Annotated in this window: 21 protein-coding genes; 13 read left to right on the top strand and 8 right to left on the bottom strand. The window is 56.5% G+C overall.

What is annotated here, in order from left to right:
• Nucleotides 1–42: 42 nt before the first annotated feature.
• Nucleotides 43–879, bottom strand: a complete 837-nt coding sequence (gene fghA / locus ACOKCT_RS08000) for an S-formylglutathione hydrolase (protein WP_156654899.1) — start codon at nucleotides 877–879, stop codon at nucleotides 43–45.
• A 140-nt stretch (nucleotides 880–1,019) separates the two neighbouring features.
• Here fghA and ACOKCT_RS07995 point away from each other — a divergent pair, with 140 nt between their 5' ends.
• The 7 genes from ACOKCT_RS07995 (at nucleotide 1,020) to mglC (ending at nucleotide 9,200) form a co-directional block, all read left to right on the top strand.
• Nucleotides 1,020–2,153, top strand: coding sequence for a YbfB/YjiJ family MFS transporter (locus ACOKCT_RS07995; protein ID WP_420193348.1), 1,134 nt, complete (start codon nucleotides 1,020–1,022; stop codon nucleotides 2,151–2,153).
• A 117-nt stretch (nucleotides 2,154–2,270) separates the two neighbouring features.
• Complete coding sequence (gene folE / locus ACOKCT_RS07990; protein WP_103180331.1) at nucleotides 2,271–2,939, top strand: GTP cyclohydrolase I FolE; 669 nt, start codon at nucleotides 2,271–2,273, stop codon at nucleotides 2,937–2,939.
• A gap of 17 nt (nucleotides 2,940–2,956) precedes the next feature.
• Nucleotides 2,957–4,114 carry a DUF418 domain-containing protein YeiB gene (gene yeiB, locus ACOKCT_RS07985; protein WP_103180329.1) on the top strand — a complete coding sequence of 386 codons (1,158 nt, stop codon included), beginning with the start codon at nucleotides 2,957–2,959 and terminating at the stop codon, nucleotides 4,112–4,114.
• 155 nt (nucleotides 4,115–4,269) lie between these two features.
• Nucleotides 4,270–5,292 (top strand): HTH-type transcriptional regulator GalS, encoded by a 1,023-nt coding sequence (gene galS / locus ACOKCT_RS07980; protein WP_103180327.1) that lies wholly within the window; start codon nucleotides 4,270–4,272, stop codon nucleotides 5,290–5,292.
• A 291-nt stretch (nucleotides 5,293–5,583) separates the two neighbouring features.
• Nucleotides 5,584–6,582, top strand: coding sequence for a galactose/glucose ABC transporter substrate-binding protein MglB (mglB, locus tag ACOKCT_RS07975; RefSeq protein WP_103180326.1), 999 nt, complete (start codon nucleotides 5,584–5,586; stop codon nucleotides 6,580–6,582).
• Nucleotides 6,583–6,653: 71 nt separating this feature from the next.
• Nucleotides 6,654–8,174 (top strand): galactose/methyl galactoside ABC transporter ATP-binding protein MglA, encoded by a 1,521-nt coding sequence (gene mglA, locus ACOKCT_RS07970; RefSeq protein WP_103180324.1) that lies wholly within the window; start codon nucleotides 6,654–6,656, stop codon nucleotides 8,172–8,174.
• Nucleotides 8,175–8,189: 15 nt separating this feature from the next.
• Nucleotides 8,190–9,200: a galactose/methyl galactoside ABC transporter permease MglC gene (gene mglC, locus ACOKCT_RS07965; protein ID WP_103180322.1), complete on the top strand. Its 1,011-nt coding sequence runs from the start codon at nucleotides 8,190–8,192 to the stop codon at nucleotides 9,198–9,200.
• A gap of 119 nt (nucleotides 9,201–9,319) precedes the next feature.
• Here the strand turns inward: mglC and sanA are convergent, their stop codons facing one another.
• The 4 genes from sanA to ACOKCT_RS07945 form a co-directional block, all read right to left on the bottom strand.
• Nucleotides 9,320–10,033 carry an outer membrane permeability protein SanA gene (sanA, locus tag ACOKCT_RS07960; RefSeq protein ID WP_103180320.1) on the bottom strand — a complete coding sequence of 238 codons (714 nt, stop codon included), beginning with the start codon at nucleotides 10,031–10,033 and terminating at the stop codon, nucleotides 9,320–9,322.
• 128 nt (nucleotides 10,034–10,161) lie between these two features.
• Nucleotides 10,162–11,046, bottom strand: coding sequence for a cytidine deaminase (gene cdd / locus ACOKCT_RS07955; protein WP_156654898.1), 885 nt, complete (start codon nucleotides 11,044–11,046; stop codon nucleotides 10,162–10,164).
• 128 nt (nucleotides 11,047–11,174) lie between these two features.
• Nucleotides 11,175–11,870 carry a CidB/LrgB family autolysis modulator gene (locus ACOKCT_RS07950; protein ID WP_103180317.1) on the bottom strand — a complete coding sequence of 232 codons (696 nt, stop codon included), beginning with the start codon at nucleotides 11,868–11,870 and terminating at the stop codon, nucleotides 11,175–11,177.
• On the bottom strand, nucleotides 11,867–12,265 hold the full coding sequence (locus ACOKCT_RS07945) for a CidA/LrgA family protein (RefSeq protein ID WP_103180316.1): 399 nt from the start codon (nucleotides 12,263–12,265) through the stop codon (nucleotides 11,867–11,869). Before ACOKCT_RS07945 ends, ACOKCT_RS07950 begins: the two co-directional genes overlap by 4 nt.
• A 233-nt stretch (nucleotides 12,266–12,498) precedes the next feature.
• Here ACOKCT_RS07945 and dusC point away from each other — a divergent pair, with 233 nt between their 5' ends.
• From dusC to ACOKCT_RS07930, 3 genes are all read left to right on the top strand, one after another.
• On the top strand, nucleotides 12,499–13,431 hold the full coding sequence (dusC, locus tag ACOKCT_RS07940) for a tRNA dihydrouridine(16) synthase DusC (protein WP_159339588.1): 933 nt from the start codon (nucleotides 12,499–12,501) through the stop codon (nucleotides 13,429–13,431).
• A gap of 197 nt (nucleotides 13,432–13,628) precedes the next feature.
• Entirely contained in the window at nucleotides 13,629–15,047 is a 1,419-nt protein-coding gene (gene mdtQ / locus ACOKCT_RS07935) for a multidrug resistance outer membrane protein MdtQ (protein WP_420193347.1), read from the top strand.
• Between the two features lie 52 nt (nucleotides 15,048–15,099).
• On the top strand, nucleotides 15,100–15,873 hold the full coding sequence (locus tag ACOKCT_RS07930; protein ID WP_103180306.1) for an SDR family oxidoreductase: 774 nt from the start codon (nucleotides 15,100–15,102) through the stop codon (nucleotides 15,871–15,873).
• Nucleotides 15,874–15,876: 3 nt separating this feature from the next.
• Here ACOKCT_RS07930 and ACOKCT_RS07925 read toward each other — a convergent pair whose 3' ends face one another.
• Nucleotides 15,877–16,437, bottom strand: a complete 561-nt coding sequence (locus ACOKCT_RS07925) for a DedA family protein (protein ID WP_159339586.1) — start codon at nucleotides 16,435–16,437, stop codon at nucleotides 15,877–15,879.
• 155 nt (nucleotides 16,438–16,592) lie between these two features.
• Between ACOKCT_RS07925 and ACOKCT_RS07920 the strand changes: the two genes are divergently transcribed.
• A complete protein-coding gene (locus ACOKCT_RS07920; RefSeq protein ID WP_103180303.1) occupies nucleotides 16,593–17,180 on the top strand; it encodes a Yip1 family protein in 588 nt (195 codons plus the stop codon).
• Between the two features lie 167 nt (nucleotides 17,181–17,347).
• A complete protein-coding gene (gene pbpG, locus ACOKCT_RS07915) occupies nucleotides 17,348–18,268 on the top strand; it encodes a D-alanyl-D-alanine endopeptidase (protein ID WP_103180301.1) in 921 nt (306 codons plus the stop codon).
• Nucleotides 18,269–18,367: 99 nt separating this feature from the next.
• On the opposite strand, the gene ACOKCT_RS07910 is transcribed toward pbpG, so the two are convergent.
• Together ACOKCT_RS07910 and dld are read right to left on the bottom strand one after the other, a co-directional pair.
• A complete protein-coding gene (locus ACOKCT_RS07910; RefSeq protein WP_103180299.1) occupies nucleotides 18,368–18,922 on the bottom strand; it encodes a GNAT family N-acetyltransferase in 555 nt (184 codons plus the stop codon).
• Nucleotides 18,923–19,025: 103 nt separating this feature from the next.
• Nucleotides 19,026–20,783 (bottom strand): D-lactate dehydrogenase, encoded by a 1,758-nt coding sequence (dld, locus tag ACOKCT_RS07905; protein WP_103180298.1) that lies wholly within the window; start codon nucleotides 20,781–20,783, stop codon nucleotides 19,026–19,028.
• A gap of 189 nt (nucleotides 20,784–20,972) precedes the next feature.
• Between dld and bglX the strand changes: the two genes are divergently transcribed.
• On the top strand, nucleotides 20,973–23,270 hold the full coding sequence (gene bglX, locus ACOKCT_RS07900) for a beta-glucosidase BglX (RefSeq protein WP_156654890.1): 2,298 nt from the start codon (nucleotides 20,973–20,975) through the stop codon (nucleotides 23,268–23,270).
• The last annotated feature ends 301 nt before the right edge of the window (nucleotides 23,271–23,571 follow it).

Raw genomic sequence — 23,571 nt, 5'->3', positions numbered from 1 at the left:
TAGGCCCGGTAAGCGAAGCGCCACCGGGCATGAGGCTGGCACTTACTTCAACAGCTGCTGCGCATGGAAGCGCAGATGATCTTCAATAAACGACGCAATGAAATAATAGCTGTGATCGTACCCCGGCTGGATACGTAACGTCAGCGGCCAGGCTTTTTGCCGTGCCGCTTCCGCCAGTACGGCTGGCTGGAGCTGGGTCGCCAGGAACTGATCGGCATCGCCCTGATCGATAAGCGTCGGAATCGCCTGTTCCGGCTGGCTGTTCAGCATCAGAGCGCAGCTGTCCCACGCCTGCCAGTTTGCAGCATCCTCACCCAGATAGTGGCTAAAGGCTTTCTGCCCCCACGGCACTTGCGTCGGGTTGACGATTGGCGCAAACGCCGAGACGCTGACATATTTACCCGGGTTTTTCAGCGCCATCACCAACGCACCGTGACCGCCCATCGAATGGCCGCTGATGGCACAGCGATCGGCTACCGCAAACTCCGCCTGGATCAGCGCCGGCAGCTCGTCGCGCAGATAATCATACATCCGGTAATGACGCGCCCACGGCTGCTGGGTGGCGTTCAGGTAGAACCCGGCGCCTTTGCCCAGGTCATACCCGGCATCGTCCGCCACGTCGTCACCGCGCGGGCTGGTATCCGGCATCACCAGGGCGATCCCCAGTTCGGCCGCCACGCGCTGGGCGCCCGCTTTGGTGGTGAAGTTCTCATCATTGCAGGTCAGGCCGGAGAGCCAGTAAAGCACCGGCGGTTTCGCCCCGTCGGTCGCCGGAGGAAGAAAAATGCTGAACGTCATCGCGCAGTTCAGCACCGTGGAGTCGTGACGCCAGCGCTGCTGTCGACCTTCAAAACAGTGGTGCTCTTCGAGCAGTTCCATGCAGGGCTCCTTCAGGAAGGTGATATCGGGATTGAAAGCCATAATACAGATTATTCAGTAACGTGTGAGCAACTTTCACTTCCGCATTCGCCTCATATCCTGCATCATGAATTTACGAAACTTTAACAATCGGGGTGGTCATGGCGCTGCGTATCGCGCTCAGCGGATTTGTGGTTCTGGTGGTGGCGATGGGAATAGGGCGCTTTGCCTTTACGCCCCAGGTGCCGCTGATGATTACGGCAGGGGAGCTCACCCTGACCAGCGCCGGGCTGGTGGCGGCGATGAACTACCTCGGCTATCTGGCGGGTGCATGGGATGCCATGCGCGCGCACCGCTTCGTTGAAGGACGTTTATGGCTGGGGATCGGGGGCGCAGTGGCGCTGACGCTGCTCTCCGCCGTGGCGGATAATGCGGTGATCCACGGGCTGCTGCGCTTTGTGATTGGCTGCATGAGCGGCTGGTCGATGGTGCTGGTCGCCGCCTGGACCAACGAGCGGCTGGCCCATTATGGCAAGCCGGGCCTGAGTGCCGCGGTGTTTGCCGGGCCGGGGGCGGGGATCGCCTTAAGTGGTCTGCTGGCGGTCTGGATCCAGGCGCAGGCGCTCTCCGCCAGCGCCGCCTGGCAAATCTACGGCCTGCTGGCGCTGGTGCTCGTCGCGCTGGTGGCCCGCTACCTGCCGCGAGCCGGACAGCTGCATCGTCCGGGCACCACGCCGGAGCCGCTGACGCTAACCCGCCATCTGCGCCGTCTGGTCTGGAGCTACAGCCTCGCCGGGTTTGGCTACATCCTCCCGGCGACCTTTCTGTCGCAGATGGCGGCGCTGCGCTTTCCCGGTAGCGCCTTTGCCCAGTTTGTCTGGCCGGTTTTTGGTGTCGCTTCGATGGTGGGGATTGCTCTCAGCATCGCCCTGCGCCACGTCGCGTCGACCCATCGTCGGCTGGCGATCGTGCTCTGGTTGCAGGCGGTAGGGGTGATTGCCGCCTGGCTGATGCCGGGGATGGCTGGGCTTGTGACCGGTGCGCTGCTGGTCGGCGGCGGATTTTTATGTGCGGTGCAGCTCTCGTTGCTCTATGGGCGTGAACTGGCACCGAATCATACGCGTTACATGGCCGGATTACTGACGACCGGCTATGCCATCGGGCAGCTAATTGGCCCGATGACATCGGCACTGTCGAGCTGGCTTACCCATCAGCTTGAGCCTGCGCTGGGCCTTGCGGGTATCGCATTGTTTGTTGCGGGTGGACTGGTCTGGCAGCGTCAGGTTGAAAGGTAACGACAATTGGAATAATTATCGCGGTGAATACTGGATTATGCTCGCCGCCTCGCGCACAATGAGTGCACATTTTGCCCCACGGAGGGCAGAAGAGCGCCACACCTGCAGGAGAAAAGAATGTCATCAATGAGTAAAGAAGCTGCCCTCGTCCATGAAGCGCTGGTAGCACACGGCCTTGAAACGCCGCTGCGCCCACCGGTTCAGGAGATGGACAACGAAACACGTAAAAGTCTTATTTCCGGGCACATGACCGAAATCATGCAGCTGCTCAATCTCGATCTGAGTGATGACAGTCTGATGGAGACGCCGCGTCGCATCGCCAAAATGTATGTCGATGAGATTTTCTCCGGGCTTGATTACGCCAATTTCCCGAAAATTACCGTCATTGAAAACAAAATGAAGGTCGATGAGATGGTGACGGTGCGCGATATCACCCTGACCAGCACCTGCGAGCATCACTTTGTGACCATCGACGGTAAAGCGACCGTGGCCTATATCCCGAAAGACGCGGTGATTGGCCTGTCCAAAATCAACCGTATCGTACAGTTCTTTGCCCAGCGTCCGCAGGTGCAGGAGCGTTTAACCCAGCAGATCCTCATCGCGCTGCAAACGCTGCTGGGCACCAACAACGTGGCGGTATCGATTGATGCGGTACACTACTGCGTGAAAGCGCGTGGCATTCGTGATGCGACCAGCGCCACCACTACCACCTCGCTGGGCGGCCTGTTCAAATCGAGCCAGAATACCCGCCAGGAGTTCCTGCGCGCCGTCCGTCACGTTAGCTAATCGTCAGGGCAGGGTACATGGAAAGAAATGTCACGCTGGATTTCGTTCGTGGCGTCGCGATTCTGGGTATTCTGCTTCTGAATATAAGCGCCTTCGGTTTGCCGAAGGCCGCTTACCTCAATCCCGCCTGGTATGGCGATATCACTCTCCGCGACGCCTGGACATGGGCGATACTGGATCTCTTTGCTCAGGTCAAATTCCTCACCCTGTTTGCGCTGCTGTTCGGGGCAGGTCTTCAGCTGTTACTGAAACGTGGTAAACGCTGGATCCAGGCCCGGCTCTCTCTGCTGGTGCTGTTCGGGTTTATTCATGGGCTGCTGTTCTGGGATGGCGACATTCTGCTGGCCTATGGGCTGGTAGGGCTGATCTGCTGGCGCATCATCCGCGACGCACACGACGTCAAAAATCTCTTCAATACCGGCGTGGTGCTGTTTCTTATCGGCGTGGCTATATTGCTACTGCTGGGGGTTATCTCCGGCGGCTCGACCAACCGCTCCTGGGTGCCGGATGCGGCGAACCTGCAATATGAGCAGTACTGGAAGCTGGGCGGTGGACTGGAAGCCATCAGCAACCGGGCGGATATGATCGGCAACAGTTTACTGGCGCTCGGCGCACAGTATGGCTGGCAGCTGGCGGGGATGATGCTGATCGGCGCCGCGCTGATGCGTACCGGCTGGCTGAAGGGCGAGTTCAGCCCGCGCCACTATCGCCGTACCGGGATGTGGCTGGTGCTGGTGGGGCTGGCGATCAACCTTCCGGCGGTGATCGCCCAGTGGTATCTGCACTGGGATTATCGCTGGTGCGCATTCCTGTTGCAGGCGCCGCGTGAGCTGAGCGCGCCGTTTCAGACGATTGGTTATGCCGCGCTCATCTACGGTTACTGGCCGCAGCTCTGCCGTTTCAGGCTGGTGACGGCGGTGGCCTGCGTGGGGCGCATGGCGCTCAGCAACTATATTTTACAGACGCTGATCTGTACCACCCTGTTCTATCAGCTTGGCTTATTTATGAAGTTCGACCGGCTACAGCTGCTGGGGATTGTCCTGCCGGTGTGGCTGGTTAATATTCTATTCTCCGTCCTCTGGCTGCGCCATTTCCGTCAGGGGCCGCTGGAATGGGTATGGCGACAATTGACCATACGTGCGTCAGGCGTTTCATCAAGCCATACATCCGGATAACGATCTGGATCACAATCATTAACAAAACCGATGTAACCGTTTTCATCCTTGTGACCTTCTTCACGTAGTCCTCGCCTTGTCGCTGCCAGAATAGGCACCTTGCTAAACACAGGGGGTGTCTGTGAGTCGCTGCAATCTAAATAAGGGTGGTGAATATGATCACCATTCGTGACGTCGCGCGTCAGGCGGGCGTTTCTGTCGCCACCGTTTCCCGGGTTCTTAACAATAGCGCACTGGTCAGCCCGGAGACGCGTGAATGCGTGATGAAAGCCGTCACGGCGCTGGGCTACCGGCCTAATGCGAACGCCCAGGCGCTGGCGACCCAGGTCAGCGACACCATCGGTGTGGTGGTGATGGACGTGTCAGATGCGTTCTTTGGCGCGCTGGTGAAAGCCGTCGATATGGTGGCGCAGGAGCACCAGAAAAACGTGCTGATCGGCAACAGCTATCACGAGGCGGAAAAAGAGCGCAACGCCATTGAGGTGCTGATTCGTCAACGCTGTAACGCATTGATCGTGCATTCAAAAGCGTTAAGCGATGAGGAACTTTCCGCGCTGATGGAGCAGATCCCCGGCATGGTGCTCATTAACCGCATCGTTCCCGGCTATGCCCACCGCTGCGTCTGCCTCGATAACGTCAGCGGAGCGATGATGGCCACGCGGATGCTAATGAACAACGGGCATCAGCGTATCGGCTATCTGGCCTCCAGCCATCGCATCGAGGACGACGATATGCGCCGGGAAGGCTGGCAGAAAGCGCTGCTGGAACAGGGCATTACGGGGTCGGAAAGCTGGATCGGCACCGGCGCTCCGGACATGCAGGGCGGAGAGGCAGCGATGGTGGAGCTGCTCGGGCGCAACCTGCAGCTGACCGCGGTCTTTGCCTACAACGACAGCATGGCGGCGGGCGCGCTCACGGCGCTGAAAGACAACGGCATTGCGGTGCCGCAGCATCTGTCATTGATTGGTTTTGATGATATACCGATTGCCCGTTACACGGACCCTCAGCTGACGACGGTTCGCTACCCCATCGCCTCCATGGCCCGGCTGGCCACGGAGCTGGCATTACAGGGGGCCGCCGGGAAGCTGGATATCGATGCAACACACTGTTTCATGCCAACTTTAGTGCGTCGCCACTCCGTTGCCATTCGGCAAACTGTGGTGCCGATCACTAACTAATAATTCGCCGTGATGTAACCGTTTTCAATTTGTGAGTAAATTCACAGTAACTTAACAATGCGCTGTCTATGATGTCAGCGTTTTAGCAACTGAAACGCTATGTAACGGTGATTAATCACTTTGACCATAGCTGAGGTCCGTTAAACATCCAAAAAAACGCATTCTGGAGCGTTACCGACCAAGGAAGATAGAAATTTTATAAGTGGACTTCGGCCGGCAGTAACGTTTCTTTAACATGTGCCCGCCGAGCGTTATTCACACGAACTACCCTGCATAAAAATCGGAGATATCATGAATAAGAAGGTGTTGACTCTGTCTGCTGTTATGGCAAGCATGCTTTTCGGTGCCGCCGCGCACGCTGCAGATAGCCGTATTGGTGTGACTATCTATAAGTATGACGACAACTTCATGTCCGTTGTGCGTAAGGCAATCGAGAAAGAGGGTACAGGCGCACCAGACGTACAGCTGTTGATGAATGACTCCCAGAATGACCAGTCCAAACAGAACGACCAGATCGACGTTCTGCTGGCGAAAGGCGTAAAAGCTCTGGCAATCAACCTGGTTGACCCGGCAGCAGCAGGCACTGTTATTGAAAAAGCACGCGGCCAGAACGTGCCGGTTGTGTTCTTCAACAAAGAACCTTCCCGCAAAGCGCTGGATAGCTACGACAAAGCCTTCTACGTCGGTACCGACTCCAAAGAATCCGGCATTATTCAGGGCGACCTGATTGCCAAACACTGGGCCGCTAACCCGAACTGGGATCTGAACAAAGACGGTCAGGTACAGTTCGTACTGCTGAAAGGCGAGCCAGGCCACCCGGACGCTGAAGCACGTACCACCTACGTTATCAAAGAGCTGAACGACAAGGGTCTGAAAACCCAGCAGCTGGCTTTAGATACCGCAATGTGGGATACCGCTCAGGCGAAAGACAAGATGGACGCATGGCTGTCCGGCCCGAACGCGAACAAAATTGAAGTGGTTATCGCCAACAACGACGCGATGGCAATGGGTGCGGTAGAAGCCCTGAAAGCACACAACAAATCCTCTATCCCGGTATTTGGTGTGGACGCCCTGCCTGAAGCGCTGGCACTGGTTAAATCTGGCGCAATGGCGGGTACCGTACTGAACGATGCAAACAACCAGGCGAAAGCCACCTTCGATCTGGCGAAAAACCTGGCAGAAGGCAAAGGCGCGGCTGACGGTACTAACTGGAAAATTGACAACAAAGTTGTTCGTGTACCGTACGTTGGCGTAGATCAGGAAAACCTGGCGCAGTTCACCGGTAAATAAGTTATAGCATTCCACTGGGCGCAGTTTCTGCGCCCTTTTATCACGCGACGCGAGGCCGAGAAGGTATAATTATGGTCAGCACAACGACTCAGTCGTCCGGTGAATACTTGTTGGAAATGAGCGGTATCAACAAGTCTTTTCCCGGTGTTAAAGCACTGGATAATGTTAATTTAAAAGTACGGCCTCACTCCATTCACGCCTTAATGGGTGAAAACGGTGCGGGTAAATCAACATTATTGAAATGCTTATTTGGGATCTATCAAAAAGATTCTGGCAGCATTCTTTTTCAGGGGAAAGAGATCGATTTCCATTCCGCCAAAGAGGCGCTGGAAAACGGTATTTCGATGGTTCACCAGGAGCTTAACCTGGTACTTCAGCGTTCTGTTATGGACAATATGTGGCTGGGTCGTTATCCGACCAAAGGCGTATTTGTTGATCAGGACAAAATGTATCGCGACACCAAAGCTATTTTTGATGAACTGGATATTGATATCGATCCCCGGGCGCGCGTCGGTACATTGTCTGTTTCACAAATGCAGATGATCGAAATTGCCAAGGCCTTCTCCTATAACGCCAAAATCGTGATTATGGATGAGCCTACCTCTTCGTTAACGGAGAAAGAGGTGAACCACCTGTTCACCATTATCCGTAAACTGAAAGAGCGCGGTTGCGGCATCGTTTATATCTCTCACAAAATGGAAGAGATCTTCCAGCTGTGTGATGAAATCACCGTGCTTCGCGACGGGCAGTGGATCGCCACCCAGTCACTGGAAGGGCTGGACATGGACAAGATCATCGCCATGATGGTTGGCCGCTCCCTGAACCAGCGCTTCCCGAACAAAGAGAACAAGCCGGGCGAAGTGATTCTGGAAGTGCGCAACCTGACTTCACTGCGTCAGCCTTCCATTCGCGATGTTTCCTTCGATCTGCATAAAGGGGAGATCCTCGGGATTGCCGGTCTGGTGGGCGCCAAGCGTACCGATATCGTCGAAACGCTGTTTGGTATCCGCGAGAAATCCGCCGGGACCATTACCCTGCACGGTAAAAAGATTAATAACCATAACGCCAACGAAGCTATTAACCACGGCTTTGCGCTGGTTACCGAAGAGCGTCGCTCGACCGGTATTTATGCCTATCTGGATATTAACTTTAACTCCTTAATTTCTAATATTCATAATTATAAAAATAAAATCGGTTTGTTGGATAATTCCCGCATGAAGAGCGATACCCAGTGGGTGATTGACTCCATGCGCGTAAAAACCCCAGGACACCGCACGCAAATTGGCTCGCTTTCCGGTGGTAACCAGCAAAAGGTTATTATTGGACGCTGGTTGTTAACCCAGCCAGAAATTCTGATGCTGGATGAACCAACCCGCGGTATCGACGTTGGTGCAAAATTTGAAATTTATCAGCTGATTGCTGAATTAGCTAAGAAAGATAAAGGGATTATTATTATTTCTTCCGAAATGCCGGAATTGTTAGGGATCACAGATCGTATTCTGGTTATGAGCAATGGTCTCGTTGCCGGAATTGTTGACACCAAAACGACAACGCAAAACGAAATTTTGCGTCTTGCGTCTTTGCACCTTTAAGATCAGGGGCTCCTCATGAGTGCGTTAAATAAGAAAAGTTTTCTTACTTATCTGAAAGAAGGCGGTATTTACGTTGTTCTTTTAGTCTTACTGGCCATTATTATTTTCCAGGATCCGACTTTCTTAAGTCTGCTGAACTTAAGTAACATTCTGACCCAGTCTTCGGTGCGTATTATTATCGCCCTCGGCGTGGCAGGTCTTATTGTCACCCAGGGTACTGACCTGTCAGCTGGCCGTCAGGTTGGTCTGGCGGCGGTTGTTGCGGCAACGCTTCTGCAGTCGATGGAAAACGCCAACAAGGTCTTCCCGGAAATGGCAACCATGCCTATTTTCCTGGTGATCCTGATTGTCTGTGCCATTGGCGCGGTCATCGGTCTGATTAACGGCATCATCATTGCGTACCTGAACGTAACGCCGTTTATCACCACCCTGGGTACCATGATCATCGTTTACGGTATTAACTCCCTGTACTACGACTTCGTGGGCGCATCACCGATTTCCGGTTTCGACAGTGGATTCTCGACCTTTACGCAGGGCTTTATCGCGATGGGCAGTTTCCGCCTCTCCTACATCACCTTCTACGCGCTGATTGCCGTGGCGTTCGTCTGGGTGCTGTGGAACAAAACCCGCTTCGGTAAGAACATCTTTGCTATCGGGGGTAACCCGGAAGCGGCAAAAGTCTCTGGTGTTAACGTGGCGCTGAACCTGCTGGTTATCTATGCCCTGTCGGGCGTGTTCTACGCCTTCGGTGGTCTGCTGGAAGCGGGCCGTATCGGCTCTGCCACCAACAACCTCGGCTTTATGTATGAGCTGGATGCCATCGCCGCGTGCGTCGTGGGTGGCGTGTCGTTCAGTGGTGGTGTGGGTACCGTGCTGGGTGTGGTAACCGGTGTGATCATCTTCACCGTTATCAACTACGGCCTGACCTATATCGGCGTCAACCCGTACTGGCAGTACATTATCAAGGGCGCCATCATTATCTTTGCGGTAGCGCTGGACTCCCTGAAGTACGCGCGTAAGAAGTAAGATTTCGGTTAGCAAAAAACCCGCCTTGTGCGGGTTTTTTTATGCCCGGCGGCGCTGCGCTTGCGCGGGCCTACGGGGTAATGTAGGCCGGGTAAGGCGAAGCCGCCACCCGGCGGGGGTTACTTCTTCTTCTGCATCTCAAGCAGCTGTTCTGGCGTGACCGCCGGATAACCCTGGGCATCGGCCGGGACTTCCGTCATCGTCGGGATCGGCACCAGCGGGCCTAAGAAGCGCGGTTCGCGTTTAAAGATGTAGAGATCCGCCAGCGCCCCCAGGCGTGCGCCAAACTCGCGTACCCGCACGGTGAGCATATCTTTTGGCGATGGAACGGCATAACACTGGGCCTGAATGCCCATATGCAGGGCGATAAACAGCGCGCGTTCGCAGTGGAAGCGCTGGGTAATGATGATGAAATCGTTGGTATCAAATACCTTACGGGTGCGAACTATCGAATCGAGGGTTCTGAAACCGGCGTAGTCGAGCACGATATCGGCTGGATCAACCCCTGCGGCAATCAAATCCTTACGCATGGTGACCGGCTCGTTATAGCTCTGGAGCGCGTTGTCACCGCTCAGCAGCAGATAATTCACTTTGCCGCTGTTATAGGCGTTGAGCGCCCCCTGAATGCGGTAACGGTAATACTGGTTGATCACCCCGGTGCGGTAATACTTGGCGGTGCCCAGCACAACGCCGACCTGCCGGTAGGGCAGATCCTGAAGGTCATCAAAGATATAAGGAGCCGTTTTCCAGCTCATCCAGCGGTCGAGGCCCAGCGCAGTCAACAGCACGATGCCGATCAGGACAACCAGGCTGTAAAACACGCGCTTTAACATACAGATGACTCTTACCAAAGGTGAAATTTCACTCAGGCTACTTTACCCGTCTGGTAAGCGCAAGAAAGGGCGATTTAATTGGGGGGATTTTCATCAGTTGTGCGGGCATGGCTGCCCGCATCATACGCTTAGCCCAGCAGGACACGATCAATGTTGCTACAACCCAGCGCCCGCAGCGTGGCCGCAGTGGCATCCCACTGGATCAGCGGTGCATCGGCTTTTTCCGCCAGAATGGCGCGCTGGATATCCGGGTAGTCATAACCGTTAAGGCTGAGCAGGTTCAGTGCACCCTGTAACGGCGGCAGCGTCGGGTTAAAGGCGGCGTTTTCGGCATAGCTGCCGGTAAAGATTCGCCCGTCACGACACTCCAGCGCCACGCCGCTCGGCGCGTTGCTGTATGGCGCGTGTGCTTTATTGGCGGCAAGGATAGCTGCCTGGGTCAGTTCATCTCCGCTCACGGCATAACCGTGATCCTGCTCGTCCATCAGCAGTGATTTGATCTCTAGATCTTTCGGTCCGAAGGCATCGGGCAGATAATCCGCCAGCGTATGCTGGGCGCGGCCCGGCAGGTTGATGCGCAGCGCTAATCCGCTGTTGAGTTCGTTCATAAACTGACGGCAGTGGCCGCATGGTGTGTAGTTGACGGTGATCGCCTCCAGGGCTTGTTCGCCGCGCAGCCAGGCGTGACTGATGGCGCTCTGTTCCGCATGAACGGTCTGCTGCATGGTAGCGCCGAGAAACTCCATATTGCCGCCGAAGTACCAGGTGCCACTCACGCCCCGGGCAATGGCGCCGACGTTGAAATGGGAAAGATCGGCGCGGGCGCAGGCCGCTGCCAGCGGCAGAAGCGCAAAGGCCAGCGCGTCATCATCCAGATCCGTGGCACGTTTCAGTGCGGCGACCTGTTCAGCCGTCAGCAGGGCGGGGAAGTGTGCATCCGCCAGTACCGGGGCCAGGGCTGACTGCAAATTCTCTGCTAGCTCGGCAAAAGCTGATTGAAAACGTGGATGCATGGCGTTGCCTCATAAAGGTTAATGGATCGGTAGTTTACGGAGCCGCTGGGGCTTTATATGTGACTTAGATCTCATTATGTGTGCAACTTATGAAACTCAGATTAAAAATGCGCGACGCGTCGCAAATTTTAGCCCACCACAGCCAGAATTATCGGGAACAGGAAAGGGGCGATTAGCGAGGTCAAAATCCCGCAGATCACCAGCGCCAGCGAACTGAAGGCACCTTCCTGATAATCCAGCTCCGCACAGCGGGCGGTGCCGAGGGCGTGTGAGGCGGTGCCCATCGCCAGCCCACGGGCAGATTTGGTGCGAATGCGCATGGCATTCAGCAGCGTATGGCCTAACACCGCACCCAGAATACCGACATAAATGACGCACACGGCGCTGATCGCCGGAATGCCGCCGAGGCTGCCGCCCACCGCCATTGCAATCGGCGTGGTCACCGATTTGGGCAGAATGGAGGCGGCAATTTCGGGTGTCGCCCCCATCAGCAGCGCCACCGAGGTGCCGGTGATCATCGCCACCACGCTCCCGGCGAGACAGATGGTAATAATCGATTTCCAGCGGGCGCGGATCTGGTGCAGTTGCTCATAAAGCGGAAACGCCAGCGCGACCACCGCAGGCTGGAGCAGATCGTTGAGAACTTTGCTGCCCTGGAAATAGTGAGCGTAAGGGATGCCGGTTAACAGCAGGAAAGGGATGATCACCACCATCGCTACCAGCAGGGGATTAAGAAGAGGAAACTTCAGGCGCACCGCCAGCTTGCGGGCGGCGAAGAAGACCGCCACGGTGAGCGGCAGCGACCACCAGATATTCGCCATCATTTTTTCTCTCCTTTCTGTCCAATCACTTTGCGCTCCCCGTGCGCCAGATGGGTGCTCCAGCTCACCACTAAAAACACCACCAGCGTACTGATCGTGCAGGAGACGAAGATCGGGCCAAACTGCGCGCTCAGCAGATCGTAATACTGCATCACGCCCACACCGATGGGGACGAACAGAAGGGCCATATAGCGGATCAGGACCGAGCAGCCTGGCTTGACCCAGTTTGCCGGAAGGATCTGCAAGGCAAGCAGCACAAACAGGATCAGCATGCCGATAATACTGCCGGGAATGGCGATCGGCAGCAGAGAGGCAAGAAAGATACCTGCATAGAGGCAGGCATAAATAAGGATGAAGGCGCGCAGGTATTGCCAGACAACGATCAGTGATTTATTCATGGTGGAAGCCCTTAATGGAACGCATTCATCATACAATTAAAACCGGAAACGTGCTACGGATCACATCATGACTTTTGAGCATACCAGACATTCCCATTTGGAACCTCGGGCATTCCCCCAGCCAGAAGGGTAAAAACATTATAAATCAGCCCGGTTCCACGAGCCCTGAAACAGGGCTTTCCACCGTTACACAGAGCAGATACCATAGCGCCTCTTTTTTTACGGATATTGATATGCGTGTATTACTGGCACCGATGGAAGGCGTGCTCGATTCGCTGGTGCGCGAGCTGCTGACTGACGTTAACGATTATGATCTCTGCATCACCGAGTTCCTGCGGGTGGTGGATATGTTGTTGCCGGTAAAATCGTTTTACAGACTCTGTCCGGAGCTGCATCGCCAGAGCCGCACCGCCTCCGGTACGCTGGTGCGCGTCCAGCTTCTGGGACAATACCCCGAATGGCTGGCAGAAAACGCCGCGCGTGCCGTCGAGCTGGGCTCCTGGGGCGTGGATCTTAACTGCGGCTGTCCGTCGAAAATGGTCAACGGCAGCGGCGGCGGCGCCACGCTTCTGAAAGATCCCGAGCTTATCTACCGTGGCGCAAAAGCGATGCGCGAGGCGGTGCCCTCGCATCTGCCGGTGACCGTGAAGGTACGCCTCGGCTGGGACAGTGGCGACAGGCAGTTTGAAATTGCCGACGCCGTGCAGCAGGCGGGGGCGACTGAGCTGGTGGTTCACGGGCGCACTAAAGAAGATGGTTACAAAGCCGAACGCATTAACTGGCAGGCTATCGGCGAGATCCGTAAGCGGCTGACCATCCCGGTGGTCGCTAACGGTGAAATCTGGGATCGCGAGAGCGCGCTGGCCTGCATGGCCGCCACCGGCTGCGATGCCATCATGATCGGGCGCGGGGCGCTCAACGTCCCTAACCTCAGCCGGGTGATTAAATACGATGAGCCGCGCATGCCGTGGGCGGATGTCGTCACGCTGCTGAAGAAGTACTCCCGCCTCGAAAAGCAGGGCGACACCGGCCTGTATCACGTGGCGCGTATCAAGCAGTGGCTAAGCTATCTGCGCAAAGAGTATGACGAAGCCCTGGCGCTGTTTCAGGAGATCCGTACCCTGCAAACCTCGGCCGATATCGCCCGGGTGATTCAGGGGAAATAGCAGTACGGTCAGCATCACCTTTTTTGCGGCGCGCATTGTGGCACCGAACGACACAGTGAAATTGCGCAAACGGGATGCCAGTCCGGGCCTTTGCTGGATATGTAAAGGTATGACAAATTGTGGATTGCCACCGATTCCTAAACAAAGGAGGCGAGGCGGGCGTATTTTGCACCCTTCTTTTTTCGGTGAATAACGTCATGAATCGTTCGACTTTTTATTTTTGCTGCCTGCCTCTCTCCCTGCTTCTTGTTGCCTGCGCCCCGGGCCACGATACCGCAGCCTCGCTTAATCAACAGATCCCCGCTGCGAAAATCGATACCGGCCTGGCTGCCGGCCAGTGGCCTAAAGATAGCTGGTGGGAAGATTTTCACGATCCAGAATTAAATAAGCTGATTACCAAAGCCCTGGCCGATGCGCCGGATATGACCATTGCCCGTCAGCGCATCGCCCTTGCCGAAGCGCAGGCCAAAATGGCCATGGCTGCCGATGGCCCGGAGGTTAATTTCTCTGCCGATGCAGAGCGCCAGAAGATGTCAGCCGAAGGGCTAATGGGCCCCTTCGCGATAACCGATCCGGCGGCCGGAACCACCGGCCCCTGGTATACCAACGGCACCTTTGGCCTGACCGCCGGCTGGGATCTGGATCTGTGGGGTAAAAACCGCGCCCAGGTGGAAGCCCGCATCGGGAAGGTCAATGCACAACAGGCGGAGCTGCAGCAGACCCGTCAACTGCTTGCCAGCAGCGTGGCGCGTCTTTACTGGGACTGGCAGACCCAGGCGGCCATCGGGCATCTCTTAACCGCCATCAAACAGGAGCAGCTCAAGATTATCGGTACCGACCGGGAGCTATACCAGCATGGCATTACCTCTTCCGTGGAAGGGGTGGAAACCGACATTAGCGCCAGTAAAACCGATGAGCGACTGGCGGAGGTGAAGGGGAAAATGAAAGCCATCGAGGCACGTCTGGCGGCGCTCACCAACTCCCCGACGGTGAAGCTCACCCCGCATGCCTTGCCCACTGTGGAGAGCAATCTGCCGTCGACCCTCGGCTATGAATTACTGGCTCGCCGCCCTGATTTACATGAGGCGCACTGGTATATCGAAGCCTCCCTGCATGAGGTGGATGCGGCGAAAGCGGCCTTCTATCCCGATGTAAACCTGATGGCCTTCTTGCAACAGGATGCGCTGCACCTAAGCGATCTGTTCCGCTCCTCGGCGCAGCAGATGGGCGTCACCGCCGGTCTGACCTTGCCAATTTTTGACAGCGGACGCCTGAATGCGAATCTTGATATTGCCCAGGCGCAAAGCAATCTGTCGATTGCCCACTACAACAAAGCGGTGGTGGAGGCGGTCAATCAGGTGACCCGCTGCGCCAGCGACGTTGAAACGCTGATGGCAAAAAATAAACATCAGCAGCGCGTGGAAGCCGATGCCGCCCGGGTCGTGGCCCTGGCGCAGGCGCGTTTCAACGCCGGGATTGTCGCAGGCTCGCGCGTCAGCGAGGCCAGAATCCCCGCCCTGCAGGAACAACTCGCCGGGATTGCGCTGCAGGGGCAATACGTGGATGCCACCCTGCAACTCACCTCTGCGCTCGGCGGCGGCTATCACCACGGGTGAAAAGTGAGAAGTAACTATACTTATCTCTTTGTCTTCTTTTCTGGAGGTGAGTATGGGTTCAACCAATCGTGTGGCTATTGTAACGGCATCAGATTCGGGAATCGGCAAAACCACAGCGCTGATGCTGGCGGAGCGTGGGTTTGATATTGGCGTGACCTGGCACTCGGATGAAGAAGGGGCGATGAAAACCTGTCGCGAGATCGAGGCGCGCGGGCAGCGGGCAGAGGCCATCCATCTGGATCTCAGCCAACTGCCGGACGGGGCGAAAGCCATCGAGACGCTGATTGAACGTTTCGGCCGTCTTGACGTGCTGGTCAATAACGCCGGAGCGATGACCAAAGCGCCGTTTCTTGAGATGGAATATGACCAGTGGCGATCCATTTTTAGCGTCGATGTGGACGGGGCATTTCTCTGTTCGCAGATCGCCGCCCGGCAGATGGTGAAGCAGGGGGAGGGGGGACGTATCGTCAATATCACCTCGGTGCATGAACACACGCCGCTGCCGGAGGCCAGCGCTTACACCTCAGCCAAACACGCCCTCGGCGGCCTGACCAAGTCGATGGCGATGGAGCTGGTTCACCATAACATTCTGGTGAACGCCGTGGCGCCGGGCGCCATTGCCACTCCGATGAATGACATGGACGACAGCGAAGTGAAGCCCGGCTCCATGCCCAACATTCCACTGGCAAGGCCGGGGCATACCAAAGAGATTGCCAGCCTGGTCGCCTGGCTATGTGACACCGACGCCAGCTACGCCACCGGACAGTCATTTATCGTCGATGGCGGCTTTATGCTGGGCAATCCGCAGTTTAAACCGGAGCAGTAATGCTTAGCTGCGATCCCGGCGTTTAAGCCACCAGCGCACCGCGAAAACCAGCACCAGCACCCCAATCAGCCAGATCCAGTGGCGCAGGTGCTGGTCCAGCGCGTGCAGCCAGGGCTCCAGCACTTCACCGCCCACGTAGCCTAAAGTGGTGAAGATCAGCGCCCAGATGATGGCGCCCACAATGTTCAACGGCAGAAAAATTTTTGGCGGCAGGTGACTGGCCCCAATCAGCAGCGGGCCGATGATGCGGAAACCGTACATAAAGCGGGTGCCGATCACGAAAAGGTAAGGGTGGCGCTGGATCAGCTGCTGGGCGCGGTTGATTTTCTTCTGATGGCGGGAAAAGCGCCGCAGGATCGCCGGACCAAACCGGACGCCAAGCAGATAGAGTAGCTGATCGCCGATCATGCCCCCCAGCGCTACTGCGGCCACGACCAGGGGAAAACGCAGCAGCCCTTGATGCGCCGCCACGCCACCCAGTAGGGTGATAGTCTCGCCTTCCGCTATGCTGCCAATAACCAACGCGGCATAGCCATACTGTGCAATGAGAGTATTAATGTCCATAGGGGTAAGCGTAGCTGTCCTGAGAAAGTCTGCCTAATCATACACTCCCTCTGTCAATGAACCGACAATGACCATTTCCTTGTGTTGCTCAAAAAATAATCTCAGGCTGCATTATACTTGAGTTATCGCTAGCGGGCCGACAACAAGGGGGCGTTATGAACCATGTCTGGGGACTCTTTTCCCATCCCGATCGTGAAATGCACGTGATCAGAAGCGAAAACGAAACGGTCAGCCATCACTATACCCACCATGTGTTGTTGATGGCCGCCGTACCGGTAATTTGCGCGTTCATTGGTACCACGCAAATTGGCTGGGATTTTGACGACGGCAATATTGTAAAACTTTCGTGGACAACCGGACTGGCGCTGGCCGCGGTCTTTTACGCGCTGATGCTGGCAGGGGTGGCGGTAATGGGGCGGGTGATTTACTGGATGGCGCGTCGCTATCCGCAGCGTCCTTCCCTGGCGCACTGCATGGTGTTTGCCGGTTACGTGGCAACGCCGCTATTTTTAAGCGGGATTGTGGCGCTCTATCCTATTGTCTGGCTCTGCGCGCTGGTGGGCACCCTGGCGCTGTTTTATACCGGTTATCTGCTCTATATCGGTATTCCTACCTTCCTGAATATCAATAAAGAGGAGGGCCGCAGCTTTTCCGGTTCTACGCTCGCCATCGGCGTGCTGTTGCTGGAAGTGTTACTGGCGCTGACGGTTATTCTTTGGGGTTATGGATATCGTCTCTTCTGACGTCACTGCATTGCTGGCGGAATTGCCAGCAATGCAGCATCTGTTCACGATTAACTACTGGTAGCAAGGCATCCGGACGGCTATGATGCCTTAGCCAGCCCGTGTTCTCGCTTCGGCCCGGGCGGCGTACGTTATTACGTGCGTGAATAATTATCCGAAATCTCACCATGCTGAAATTCCGCGTTTCTTTACTGAGTCTTGCTCTGTTGCTGGCTGTGCCAGTGGCGACCCCCGCAATCGCCAACACTGCCGCTGTGGCTACGGCGACACAGCCGGAGATTGCTTCCGGCAGCGCTATGATCGTCGATCTGAATACCAACAAAGTGATCTATTCCAGCCACCCGAATCTGGTGCGCCCGATCGCTTCGATTACCAAATTAATGACCGCGATGGTGGTGCTGGATGCACGGCTGCCGCTGGATGAAAAACTGCGCGTCGACATCAGCCATACGCCAGAGATGAAAGGGATTTATTCCCGCGTGCGTCTGAACAGCGAAATCAGCCGTAAAAATATGCTGCTGCTGGCGCTGATGTCCTCGGAAAACCGCGCCGCGGCAAGCCTGGCCCACCACTATCCGGGCGGCTATGACGCTTTTATCCGCGCCATGAACGCCAAAGCGAAGGCGCTGGGCATGACCCAGACGCGTTTTGTGGAGCCAACCGGTCTGTCGATTCATAACGTCTCGACGGCGCAGGATCTGACGAAGCTGCTGATTGCCACTAAGCAGTATCCGCTGCTCGGCCAGCTCAGCACCACCCGCGAAGAGATGGCCACTTTCTCGCATCCGGCCTATACCCTGCCGTTTCGTAACACCAACCATCTGGTCTACCGCGATAACTGGAATATCCAGCTGACTAAAACCGGCTTTACCAACGCGGCGGGCCACTGTCTGGTGATGCGCACGGTCTTTAATGGCAAGCCGGTAGCGCTGGTGGTGATGGATGCCTTTGGCAAATATACCCACTTTGCCGATGCCAGCCGGCTGCGGACCTGGATTGAAACCGGAAAAGTCACCCCGGTTCCCGCCGCGGCCCTGAGCTACAAAAAGCAAAAAGCCGCCCAGATGGCGACGGCGCAGAACGATTGAATCGCGTTTAATGCCCGGCGGCGCTTCGCTTGCACGGGCCTACGGGTTGTGTAGGCCGGGTAAGCGCAGCGCCACCCGGCAATACCGCGTTGAAATAGATTACTCCGGCAGCGTCCAGTCACCCTCGTTAAGGGGGCGCTGCAAAATTAGCGTATCGCGCCAGTCACCTTTCTTATATCCCACGCTTCTGAGCTGCCCCGCCACTTCAAAACCGTGCTTTTTATGCAGGCGTAACGACCCGGCGTTGTTTGGCCCGTCGCCCACCACGGCGATCATCTGGCGCCACGGCCCCTCTTCGCTGCGGGCAATCAGGGCGCTCAGCAGCGCGCTGCCAAAGCCGCGTCCGGGCGTGCTGGCCTCGACGTAAATCGACTCTTCAAGGGTATAACGGTAGGCGGGGCGTGCACGATAGTGGGTGGCGTAGCAGTAACCCACCACGATACCCCGATAGAGCGCCACCAGCCACGGCAACCCCTGACTGGTCACCGCATGTATGCGCTCGCGCATCTCGTCAACGGTAGGAGGCACTTCTTCAAACGATGCGCGTCCGTTCAGCACGTGCCAGGCATAGATGGCGGCAATGGCATGCGCATCCTCAAGCTCGGCATCGCGAACCTGAACGTCAGTTTCGGAGAAAGTTTCAACAGCCGACATAATATGTCCGCTCCTCATCAAAAAAAGCCAGAGAAACGTTTCTCTGGCGACCCGTGGCTACTCTAGTACGATTTATAGGGGCTTAATAGTAGGTCCGTTCGGGCTAACTGGTGTGATCAGTAGCTTGCGAGCCATTACGCACTGTTTCTGACTCCTCTTTCCAGTTTTTATGCTTGGTTGTTTTGCCAATCCCCGGGTTCATACTGTTAGTTGGGTCATTAGCGCGATAAAACTGTTTTAATGAATCCGGTGCTTCGTAAATGTGACCGACATTGTGTTCCGCCGGATATTGCGCGCCGCGCGCCTTCAACAGGGCCAGCATTTGCGCCTTCAGGGCGTGGGCATCGACCCCTTTTTTAACGATGTAATCCTGGTGGAAGACGTAACACATAAAGTGGCCGTAATAGAGCTTATGCACCAGCTGGCTGTCGATCTCCGGCGGCAGTTTTTCGAACCATTCGGTATCGTTGCGGCGCAGGGCGATATCCAGCGCCAGAATATCCTCTACCTCGTCGGCGTGAACCGCCTGATAGCGGATCGCGGCGCCAGCAGCGGCAAAGCGGTGTAAAAAGGCCTTGCTGCCCTCTTCCGGGGTGCAGGCAAAGAAATCCCCCTCCGCGGTTTTGAAGAATTCGCTCAACCAGCTTTGCGCTTCGGCAATGCCGTCGCCCGCCATTTTCAGCAGCAGGTGATGTTCATACTTATCCCGCCAGCTTTTCATCCGCGGCGGCAGGTGTGCCGGGAATGCGCTGCCCAGCTTCTGCATGAAGCGGTCGGTAAAGTTAGGCTTAAACAGCGACACCTTCTCCAGCATCGCATCGGTGCGCCCCTTCATGGTGAAGAAGAAGGGCATCTTGTCGGTGCCGAGCTTGTCGATCATCAGGAAGGTGTCTTTGCCATAGCGTTCGGCGATGTCGTAAATATCCCGGTGCATATACTCGCCGGCGACCGGCAGATGGGTAAACTCCCCGAGAATGTGGCGACGGATAGTGGTCAGCACCTCCGGCTGGTTGGTGCCGATATAGAACACCTGCTGGCGTTTCTCGGCCGGGAAGGTGTCCAGGCGTACGGCAAAGACCGCCAGCTTGCCGGCACAGCCGGAAGATTCAAACAGACGGTCCGGGTCGGCGTTATAGCGCGCCGGGGTGTCGGCATCAATTTCACGTACCCGGCTGATGTAATCATGGTCGTGAGCGTGGCGCCCGTCATGCAGGACATCGCTATCTTTAACGCGGTCATCATCCAGCTTGCTGAGGATCTGCTCCGGCGTGACCCCTAAATCGATACCCAGATGGTTCACCAGCGTCAGCTTGCCCTGCTCATCGATGCGGGCGAACAGCGACATTTCGGTATAGGCCGGGCCGCGCTGCACCAGCGAGCCGCCGGAGTTATTGCAGATCCCGCCGATCACCGAGGCGCCAATACAGGAGGAGCCAATCACCGAATGCGGCTCCCGGCCCAGCGGCTTGAGCGCCTTTTCCAGGGAGTAGAGCGTGGTGCCCGGGTAGGCCAGCACCTGCTCGCCCTTATCCAACAGATGCAGCTTATCGAGGCGCAGGGTGCTGATGATGACAATGTCGCGATCGTAATCATTGCCGTTCGGCGTGGAGCCTTCGGTCAGGCCGGTATTGGCCGCCTGCATCAGAATGATTTTGTCTGCCGCGACGCAGGCATTAAGTACCCGCCACAGCTCCAGCAGCGTGCCCGGGAACACCACCGCCAGCGCGTCCCCTTGGCCGGAGCGAAAGCCCTTGCGGTAGCGGGCGGTTTTTGCGGCGTCGGTAAGCAGGTGCGCCTGGCCTACCAGACGTGACAACTCGTTAATGAAGCTGGTGTTATCGTGCAGTTGTACAGAAGACATCATCCACCCCTTGTGGTTATTCAAATGCGTCGTCGAAAATCATAGCGCGATTAATGTTTAAGCGAACGACTATTCACCAGAAAAATCAGAGAATAAACCCTGCAACGTTCAGAGGGTTTATGGCACACTGCGCTTTTCGTACGGTCTGGCCGCGACTATCCGGCGGTTATTGATGAGAGAGTAAACGAAATGAAATGGCTCTGTTCTGTAGGTGTGGCTGTAAGTCTGGCGCTGCAACCCGCGCTGGCTGACGACCTGTTTGGCAATCATCCGCTCACGCCGGAAGCCCGGGACGCATTTGTAACCGACCTGCTTACTAAGATGTCGGTTGATGAGAAAATCGGCCAGCTGCGCCTCATCAGCGTCGGGCCGGATAATCCGAAAGAAGCCATTCGCGAGATGATTAAAAACGGGCAGGTAGGGGCGATTTTCAACACCGTCACCCGCCAGGATATCCGCAAGATGCAGGATCAGGTGATGGAACTCAGCCACCTGAAAATCCCGTTATTCTTCGCCTATGACGTGGTTCACGGCCAGCGTACCGTCTTCCCGATCAGCCTCGGCCTGGCCTCCTCCTTTAACCTCGAGGCGGTGAAAACCGTCGGTCGCGTCTCTGCATACGAGGCGGCGGATGATGGCCTCAACATGACCTGGGCCCCGATGGTGGACGTCTCCCGCGATCCACGCTGGGGCCGCGCCTCAGAAGGCTTCGGGGAGGATACTTATCTCACCGCGACGATGGGTAAAACCATGGTAGAAGCGATGCAGGGCAAAAGCCCGGCAGATCGCTACTCGGTGATGACCAGCGTCAAACACTTCGCCGCCTATGGCGCCGTGGAGGGCGGTAAAGAGTACAACACCGTCGACATGAGCCCGCAGCGCCTGTTTAACGACTATATGCCGCCGTACAAAGCGGGTCTGGATGCCGGCAGCGGCGCGGTAATGGTGGCCCTGAACTCCCTGAACGGGACGCCGGCCACCTCCGACAGCTGGTTGCTGAAAGAGGTTCTGCGCGACAAGTGGGGCTTTAAGGGCATCACCGTCTCCGATCACGGGGCGATCAAGGAGCTGATCAAGCACGGCACGGCGGCGGATCCGGAAGATGCGGTGCGGGTAGCGCTGAAATCCGGCATCAACATGAGCATGAGCGATGAGTACTACAGCAAGTACCTGCCGGGTCTGGTGAAGAGCGGTAAGGTCACCATGGCGGAGCTGGATGACGCCACGCGCCATGTTCTGAACGTCAAATATGATATGGGGCTGTTTAACGATCCGTACAGCCACCTGGGGCCAAAAGAGTCTGACCCGGTAGACACCAACGCTGAAAGCCGCCTGCACCGCAAAGAGGCGCGTGAAGTGGCGCGTGAGAGCCTGGTGCTGCTGAAAAACCGTCTCGAGACCCTGCCGCTGGCGAAATCTGGCACCGTGGCGGTGGTGGGCCCGCTGGCCGACAGCAAACGCGATGTGATGGGCAGCTGGTCTGCGGCAGGCGTGGCGGATCAGTCCGTCACGGTGCTGACGGGCATTAAAGATGCGCTGGGCGACAAAGGCAAAGTGATTTACGCCAAAGGGGCCAATGTCACCAACGATAAAGACATCGTCACCTTCCTCAACCAGTATGAAGAGGCCGTGAAGGTCGATCCGCGCTCCGCCCAGGAGATGATTGACGAAGCGGTGAATGCTGCGAAGCAGTCTGATGTGGTCGTGGCCGTGGTGGGTGAAGCTCAGGGGATGGCGCATGAAGCCTCGAGCCGTACCGATATCACCTTGCCGCAAAGCCAGCGCGATCTGATTGCCGCGCTGAAAGCCACCGGCAAGCCGCTGGTGCTGGTGCTGATGAACGGCCGTCCGCTGGCGCTGGTGAAAGAAGATCAGCAGGCTGACGCGATTCTGGAAACCTGGTTCGCCGGTACCGAGGGCGGTAACGCCATTGCCGACGTGCTGTTTGGTGACTACAACCCGTCGGGTAAACTGCCGATGTCCTTCCCGCGCTCGGTGGGGCAGATCCCGGTCTATTACAGCCACCTGAATACCGGCCGTCCTTACAACGCCGACAAGCCGAACAAGTACACCTCGCGCTACTTTGACGAAGCCAATGGCCCGCTCTATCCGTTTGGTTATGGCCTGAGCTACACCACCTTTAAGGTTTCTGAGGTGAAAATGTCGGCCCCGACCATGAAGGCGGACGGCACGGTGACCGCCAGCGTGGATGTCACCAACACCGGCAAACGTGAAGGGGAGACGGTGGTTCAGATGTACGTTCAGGATATTACCGCCTCCATGAGCCGCCCGGTGAAACAGCTGCGTGGCTTTGAGAAGGTCAACCTGAAACCGGGTGAAACGAAGACCATCAGCTTCCCGATCGACGTGGATGCGCTGAAGTTCTGGAATCAGCAGATGAAATATGACGCTGAGCCAGGCAAGTTCAACGTCTTTATCGGTACGGATTCTGCCCGCGTAAACAAGGGTGAGTTCGAACTGCTGTAAAAATAGCCCGGCGCTGCCGGGCAATATCCAGACGGGGCCGCCTCACCTGATTCGTGATCGGCCCCGCAATTTTTTTCCCGTCCCGCCTGAAACCGACCTGATTCCCTCTTTTTTATTCCTCACCGGCGGGTGATTTGTGATGATTTTCACACTTCATTTTTGCCGCCCCTGATAAAACGTGAACCCCATCAAAAGCCCTTTCTACCGCCTTATCCTGGCGTGACGATCTTCACTCTTCGCTCAAAATCCCCAGACAGGGCCCGCGAGCAGGGGGATAAAACGGCGTTAAATGCCTGTCACT

This window comes from Leclercia sp. M-A074-M (genome assembly GCF_965195605.1).
Classification (GTDB): Bacteria; Pseudomonadota; Gammaproteobacteria; order Enterobacterales; family Enterobacteriaceae; genus Enterobacter.
This window is presented reverse-complemented; position numbering and strand designations above follow the sequence as displayed.

Coding starts and splice junctions, on each gene's coding strand:
- yeiB (WP_103180329.1), top strand. CDS start 2,957: ATGGAAAGAAATGTCACGCTGGATTTCGTTCGTGGCGTCGCGATTCTG.
- sanA (WP_103180320.1), bottom strand. CDS start 10,033: ATGTTAAAGCGCGTGTTTTACAGCCTGGTTGTCCTGATCGGCATCGTG.
- ACOKCT_RS07950 (WP_103180317.1), bottom strand. CDS start 11,870: ATGATGGCGAATATCTGGTGGTCGCTGCCGCTCACCGTGGCGGTCTTC.
- ACOKCT_RS07920 (WP_103180303.1), top strand. CDS start 16,593: ATGAACCATGTCTGGGGACTCTTTTCCCATCCCGATCGTGAAATGCAC.
- pbpG (WP_103180301.1), top strand. CDS start 17,348: ATGCTGAAATTCCGCGTTTCTTTACTGAGTCTTGCTCTGTTGCTGGCT.
- folE (WP_103180331.1), top strand. CDS start 2,271: ATGTCATCAATGAGTAAAGAAGCTGCCCTCGTCCATGAAGCGCTGGTA.
- ACOKCT_RS07995 (WP_420193348.1), top strand. CDS start 1,020: ATGGCGCTGCGTATCGCGCTCAGCGGATTTGTGGTTCTGGTGGTGGCG.
- cdd (WP_156654898.1), bottom strand. CDS start 11,046: ATGCATCCACGTTTTCAATCAGCTTTTGCCGAGCTAGCAGAGAATTTG.
- ACOKCT_RS07945 (WP_103180316.1), bottom strand. CDS start 12,265: ATGAATAAATCACTGATCGTTGTCTGGCAATACCTGCGCGCCTTCATC.
- galS (WP_103180327.1), top strand. CDS start 4,270: ATGATCACCATTCGTGACGTCGCGCGTCAGGCGGGCGTTTCTGTCGCC.
- ACOKCT_RS07925 (WP_159339586.1), bottom strand. CDS start 16,437: ATGGACATTAATACTCTCATTGCACAGTATGGCTATGCCGCGTTGGTT.
- dusC (WP_159339588.1), top strand. CDS start 12,499: ATGCGTGTATTACTGGCACCGATGGAAGGCGTGCTCGATTCGCTGGTG.
- mglB (WP_103180326.1), top strand. CDS start 5,584: ATGAATAAGAAGGTGTTGACTCTGTCTGCTGTTATGGCAAGCATGCTT.
- ACOKCT_RS07930 (WP_103180306.1), top strand. CDS start 15,100: ATGGGTTCAACCAATCGTGTGGCTATTGTAACGGCATCAGATTCGGGA.
- mglC (WP_103180322.1), top strand. CDS start 8,190: ATGAGTGCGTTAAATAAGAAAAGTTTTCTTACTTATCTGAAAGAAGGC.
- mglA (WP_103180324.1), top strand. CDS start 6,654: ATGGTCAGCACAACGACTCAGTCGTCCGGTGAATACTTGTTGGAAATG.
- ACOKCT_RS07910 (WP_103180299.1), bottom strand. CDS start 18,922: ATGTCGGCTGTTGAAACTTTCTCCGAAACTGACGTTCAGGTTCGCGAT.
- mdtQ (WP_420193347.1), top strand. CDS start 13,629: ATGAATCGTTCGACTTTTTATTTTTGCTGCCTGCCTCTCTCCCTGCTT.
- bglX (WP_156654890.1), top strand. CDS start 20,973: ATGAAATGGCTCTGTTCTGTAGGTGTGGCTGTAAGTCTGGCGCTGCAA.
- fghA (WP_156654899.1), bottom strand. CDS start 879: ATGGAACTGCTCGAAGAGCACCACTGTTTTGAAGGTCGACAGCAGCGC.
- dld (WP_103180298.1), bottom strand. CDS start 20,783: ATGTCTTCTGTACAACTGCACGATAACACCAGCTTCATTAACGAGTTG.